We start from the raw sequence: 3,781 nt of genomic DNA on the forward strand, positions 1-3,781 counted from the left end.
CGTCGTGGGGCGTGGGCCCGGCCACCTGCAGCGTGTCCCACGCCTGCCCCTGCGCCCCGCCGATGGCGATCACCTGCCGTACCCGCTGCCCGGGGGTCAGCGCCTCCAGCGAATCGGCCTCCATGCGAAAGCCGCGCGACAGGGCCACGGAGCGCCCCGTGGCCTGGGGTGAGTTGCCGGACACGAGGCGCTGCAGCGAGTCGCGGGCGAAGAACAGCTGCAGCTGCGGGCCGGTGATGCGAAGCCGCTCCTGCACCAGCCGAGAGTTGCCGCGCGCCAGCACGCGATCGATGGCGCCCTGCGCCAGGATGCTCTCGATGTAGTCCGCCGTCAGCTCGTACTGCTCGCCCTTCGCGCGGGCGTTGCCGCGCAGCTCCATCTTTTCGGCCGTGGCGTCGTAGTAGGCTTCGCCCGCCCAGGCATCCATCTCCTTGCCATCGATCACCACGTTGCCCTCGGCCGTCATGAACTGCTCGCCGGCGGTGGTGATGCGGTTGGCGTCGATCTCCATCGGCTGGCGGCCGCGCGAGGAGGGCACCACGGTCAGGTGGGGACGCTCCGTAGCGATGGCCTGCGCCTGCGGGCGGCCCATGCCGGCGCGGAAGTATTCCAGGTTGGGCCCGCGCAGGGTACTGCCCCGGTTCTTGTCGGTGAACACCACGCTGCCGGTGGCCCACAGCCGGCCGGTGTTGCCGTTGTACGTGGCATAGTCCGACGTCAGCGCGCGCGTGGGGTCCTGGTAGTCCACGCGACCGAAGAGATGAACCTCGTTGATGGCCTCGAACATCACCGCGCTGTCGGCGCGCAGGTCTTCGCCGTTGGCACAGCGCACGTTCAGCGGCCCGCCGGCGTTGATGATGCGCTGCCCCTCGGGGCCGCTGCTGCTCCATCCGCCCTGCTGGTAGACCAGGTTGCAGACGTTCTGCGCCGCGGCTCCGCTTGGAAGCGCCACGATCGCGGCGACGGCGAGCAGGATCGACAGGAGGCGGCGCATCAGAAGTCCCCCGCCCCGGCGTTCACCTGCACGCCCTCGGCCTTGGCCCGGTTGCCCTTCATGTTGGTGAAGCGCGTGTCGGACTCGAAGCCCTGGGTGACCATCGTGCGCCCTTCTTCCACGATGGTCGTCTCGCGCGTGCTCCACACGCGGTCGCCGCGCTGGTCGTAGTGAAGCTCCTCGCTGCGGACGGTGCGCTGGCGCCCCTCGTCGTTCTTCGTGATCAGCACCACGTTGCCGCGCGCCACCATCACCGCGGTGGACTCGTCGTACTCGCCGGTCTTGGACGTGAGGGTGCCGGGGTTCTTTCCCTGCTTGTCGTAGAAGGTCAGCCGCACGCCCTTGAGGTCGAACACCTGGGTGTTGGGCCGCTGGAAGGCGGTGTCGCCCTTCAGGTCGGCCTTCAGCACGCCGCCGTCGCTCAGCTTCAGGTTCAGGCCGTACGTGCGCTGGCCCTCGTCGGCATTCATGCTGGCCTTGGGCGCGGCGATGCCCGACTCGCCGTCGCAGGCGGCCAGCAGCGCCAGGGCGCACACGAAAACGCGGAGAATGGTCCTGCTCATATGGCCTAGACGGCTCCCGCCCGCATCAGGTCGTGAAGGTGAACCATCCCCACGAGAAGCCCTTCGCCGTCCACGACGGGAAGCGCCATCACGCCGCGCCGCTCCATCACGCCGACGGCTGCGGCGGCGAGCTGGTCGGGCTCGGCGGTTCGGGGAGTGTTCGTCATCACTTCAGATACGGAAATTCGGAAGAACTGTTCCTCCCGCTCCATCAGGCGCGTCAGGTCGCCGGAGGTAACCACCCCCAGCAGCCGCCCATTTTCGTCCACCACGGCCACGGTTCCGCGCCGCTCCGCGAGCAGCACCAGCGCCTCGCGCATGGTGGCGTCCGGCCGCACGGCAGGGGCGTCCGTCATCACGTCCCGCACCCGCAGCAGCAGCCGGCGGCCCAGCGCGCCGCCGGGATGGAAGCGGGCGAAATCTTCGCGGCCGAAGCCCCGGCGCAGCAGCAGCGCCACGGCCAGCGCGTCGCCCATCGCCAGCGTGGCCGTCGTCGACGAGGTGGGCGCCAGGTCGTGCGGGCAGGCCTCTTCCTCTACCGAGCAGTCCAGCACGTGGTCCGCGTGGCGGGCCAGCGCCGAGCTCATCCGCCCCGTCATGGCGATCACCCGCACGTCCATCCGCGTCAAAAACTCCAGCAGGCCACGCAGCTCCTCGCTCTCGCCGCTCTTGCTGAGCAGGATGGCCACGTCGCCCGTCCCCACGATCCCCAGGTCGCCGTGCAGCGCCTCGACCGGATGAAGGAAGGTGGCCGGCGTTCCCGTCGACGTGAGCGTCGCGGCGATCTTGCGCCCGATGATCCCGCTCTTGCCGATCCCCGCGACCAGCACGCGCCCCGTCGCCGTGAGGATGGCCTCCACCGCGCCCGCGAACTCGTCGCCGATGCGGTCTTCGAGCGCGGCCACGGCCTGCGCCTCCATGCGGATCACGAGGCGCGCGCGGTCCAGCGTGTCGGCGACGCCGAGGGCGCCCTCCACCTCCAGCAGCTCCTGCAGCGCGCTCACCGCCCCGCCTCGCGCTCGGCGACGTACTGCGCGACGGCATCCGCCCACTGCCCGCGCGCGGTCAGCAGCGCCTCGGCGAACTCGCGGACGGCGCCGTGGCCGCCATGCTTCTTCGCGGCCCAGACGGCGGCGGCACGCGCGTCGCTGGTCGCGTTGCCGACGACGGCGGGCAGCCCCACGCGGCGGAGCACGGCGAGGTCCGGCAGGTCGTCGCCCAGGAACGCCGCCTCGTCCCAGCCGATCCCGTTGCGCTGCAGGATCTCAGTGAGCGCGTTGAGCTTGTCGGCCTTCGGGTCCTGGTGCAGGTCGTCCACCTTCAGTTCGCCTGCGCGGATGCGGACGGCCTCGGAGACGCGGCCGGTGACGATGGCGACGCGCAGGCCGGCGTTCCTCAGCATCAGCACGCCGAGGCCGTCCTGGATGTCGAACCGCTTGAGCTCCACGGACTCGCCGCTCGCCGTGGCGCCCAGGTAGACGCCGCCGTCCGTCATCACCCCGTCCACGTCGAAGACGACCATGCGGATGCGGCGGGCCAGCGCGGGATCGATGGGCTCAAACACGGGCGGCCTCCATCCCCAGCGCCACGCGCAGCCCCAGCACCTCCTCGATCAGCGAACGCAGGCGGTCCAGCGGCAGCATGTTAGTCGTGTCCGATAAGCCCTTGGCCGGCTCGGGGTGCGTCTCGATGAAGAGCGCATCCGCCCCGGCGGCCACGGCGGCGCGCACGAGCGGGGGGATGAAGCGCGGCTCGCCGCCGCTGATTCCCCCGCCCTCTCCCGGGCGCTGCACGGAGTGGGTGCCGTCGAAGATGGCCGGCGCGTCGCAGGCCTCGCGCATCAGCGCGAACGACCGCATGTCCACCACCAGGTTCCCGTATCCGAAGAACGTTCCCCGCTCCGTCGTGGCGACCGCGGGCGAGCCGGCGCCGCGCACCTTGGCGACGGCGCCCTTCATCTCGTGCGGCGCCATCCACTGCCCCTTCTTCACGTTCACCGGCTTCCCCGTGGCTCCCGCGGCGACCAGCAGGTCCGTCTGCCGGCAGAGGAAGGCGGGGATCTGCAGCACGTCGACGACATCCGCGACGGGCGCGCACTGCTCGGGGAGGTGCACGTCCGTGATCACCGGCAGCCCCGTGGCCTCGCGGACGCGCTCCAGCTTCCGCAGGCCCTCGTCCACGCCCGGCCCGCGCGGCGAGCCGGGGGACGAGCGGTTGGCCTTGT

General features: G+C 71.1%; 5 protein-coding genes. All 5 read right to left on the reverse strand.

Annotation, left to right across the window (positions count from 1 at the left end):
* A partial coding sequence (locus VIB55_RS17375; protein ID WP_331877934.1) for an LptA/OstA family protein occupies nucleotides 1-994 on the reverse strand: 994 nt, incomplete at its 3' end.
* Nucleotides 994-1,557, reverse strand: coding sequence for an LPS export ABC transporter periplasmic protein LptC (gene lptC / locus VIB55_RS17380; RefSeq protein WP_331877935.1), 564 nt, complete (start codon nucleotides 1,555-1,557; stop codon nucleotides 994-996). The genes VIB55_RS17375 and lptC, both read right to left, overlap by 1 nt.
* A 5-nt stretch (nucleotides 1,558-1,562) precedes the next feature.
* Nucleotides 1,563-2,477, reverse strand: coding sequence for a KpsF/GutQ family sugar-phosphate isomerase (locus VIB55_RS17385; protein WP_349263047.1), 915 nt, complete (start codon nucleotides 2,475-2,477; stop codon nucleotides 1,563-1,565).
* An 80-nt stretch (nucleotides 2,478-2,557) separates the two neighbouring features.
* Entirely contained in the window at nucleotides 2,558-3,121 is a 564-nt protein-coding gene (locus tag VIB55_RS17390; RefSeq protein ID WP_331877937.1) for a KdsC family phosphatase, read from the reverse strand.
* The coding region (kdsA, locus tag VIB55_RS17395) for a 3-deoxy-8-phosphooctulonate synthase (RefSeq protein WP_331877938.1) at nucleotides 3,114-3,781 on the reverse strand (668 nt) is incomplete at its 5' end. The genes kdsA and VIB55_RS17390, both read right to left, overlap by 8 nt.

Source organism: Longimicrobium sp., assembly GCF_036554565.1.
In the GTDB taxonomy this organism is placed as follows: domain Bacteria; phylum Gemmatimonadota; class Gemmatimonadetes; order Longimicrobiales; family Longimicrobiaceae; genus Longimicrobium.

Excerpts from the sequence above, each read along its gene's own strand:
- lptC (WP_331877935.1), bottom strand. The coding sequence starts at position 1,557 with ATGAGCAGGACCATTCTCCGCGTTTTCGTGTGCGCCCTGGCGCTGCTG.
- VIB55_RS17385 (WP_349263047.1), bottom strand. The coding sequence starts at position 2,477 with ATGGAGGCGCAGGCCGTGGCCGCGCTCGAAGACCGCATCGGCGACGAG.